We start from the raw sequence: 1,533 nt of genomic DNA, 5'->3' as shown, positions 1-1,533 counted from the left end.
GGCTTTGATATGTGATAGATAGCGAACATTGCTTGCTTCTTTCATCAATGTAGCCGGCAGTCCTTTAAGGGACGTGTTATTGGCCCCAACGGTTGCCACCGCATCCTTACGGCCAAGGCTCGCAAGTGTGCCTGAGTTTACAGGTGAAAATTCTTCCAGTTTCTTGCCTTCAAAGGCTGCATATAGGTTGTATCCAACAAGCTCGCCCATTTGCCAAGCATTTTGTGCAGTAGGAGCGTAAGGACGTCCGCCTTCTGGAGGGAAAGCAACGGCACTGTCCCCGACAACGAATACGTCATTATGGGATTTGGATTGCAAGAACTCATTAACGGTTGCTTTGCCGCGATCCACTTCAAGGCCTGATTCGCCTACGATAGGAAGAGCCGCAACCCCGCCTGTCCAAACAAGCGTATTGGCCGTTATCGTTTGTCCATCTTTCAATTCAATTTGATTGCCTTTAACACCCGTTACAGGCAGGCCAGTCAAGAATTCAACGCCGCGTGCTTCCAAGCTTGTCATCGCACGTTCGATTAAGTGATCAGGCAGGACCGGAAGGATTTTTGGCCCCGCTTCTACCAACTTGATTTTCAAATCCTTGAAGTCCACTCCGAACTTTTTAGCGATTTTAGGGAAATGATCCACGATTTCACCGATTAACTCGACGCCCGTCAATCCGCCGCCGCCGATCACGATGGTTGCATCCGCTTCATCATTCGTTTGTGCATATTCGCGGATGCGATCTTCGATATGTTTGTAAATCTTGTTTGCATCATGTACGGATTTCAAGACCATGCTGTTTTCCTCAAGTCCCGGAATGCCGAAGAATCCTGTTTGGCTACCCAAAGCAACAACCAGGGCATCATAGGATAAAGTGGAACCATTGGCAAGTTTCACTTCTTTGTTATCGACTGAGAAAGACTCCACTTTGGAAATGATAAGGTCGATATCTTTTCCTTTGAAAAGCTTTTCCAAAGGTATGGAAACGGCTTGTTCAGAAATCGATCCGCCTGCAAGACGATGCAATTCGGTGATGATTTGGTGCGTTGGAAATTGATTCACCACTGTAACCTGCACTTCATCTTTCTTGTAATATTCACGTACGGATAAGGCAGATAGTAATCCTGCGTAACCTGCACCTAAGATGACGATTTGTTTTGACATAGTTAATCCCCCGTTCTTACTGATTGAAAGTTTATCAAATTATTTTTCGTGTTTACGTTCTGAAGAGACTTCAAGAAAAGCTTGGGCGAAACGGAAAAGTTTTTGTGCTTGCGGATCTTTCATCATCCTTAACAGACCAAAAAGACCGATCACATCATGATTCACTTCAGCACGATCCTTAGCTTCGATGGCAGTAGCCGCTAGCCCTTTCACTGAATCGACTACAGGTGTCGCAATTTCAGAAATGGCGCTGACCGTATCATTCTTCAAAACATCATCAGTCGCAACCGATTGAGCGAAATCATAAGACTTTGTTAAAATATTCACTAATTCAGTCAGTTTTGGTAACTGCTCAACTAAAGTGTTCAATGA

Annotated in this window: 2 protein-coding genes; both read right to left on the bottom strand. The window is 44.9% G+C overall.

What is annotated here, in order from left to right; all coding sequences use genetic code 11:
* Window positions 1-1,161 (bottom strand): NAD(P)/FAD-dependent oxidoreductase (locus IOC57_RS25430; RefSeq protein WP_207441358.1); only part of this gene is annotated, 1,161 nt, incomplete at its 3' end.
* Between the two features lie 39 nt (window positions 1,162-1,200).
* Window positions 1,201-1,533 (bottom strand): helical membrane plugin domain-containing protein (locus tag IOC57_RS25425; protein ID WP_207441357.1); only part of this gene is annotated, 333 nt, incomplete at its 5' end.

The organism is Bacillus sp. SD075, assembly GCF_017355165.1.
In the GTDB taxonomy this organism is placed as follows: domain Bacteria; phylum Bacillota; class Bacilli; order Bacillales; family DSM-1321; genus Peribacillus.
This window is presented reverse-complemented; position numbering and strand designations above follow the sequence as displayed.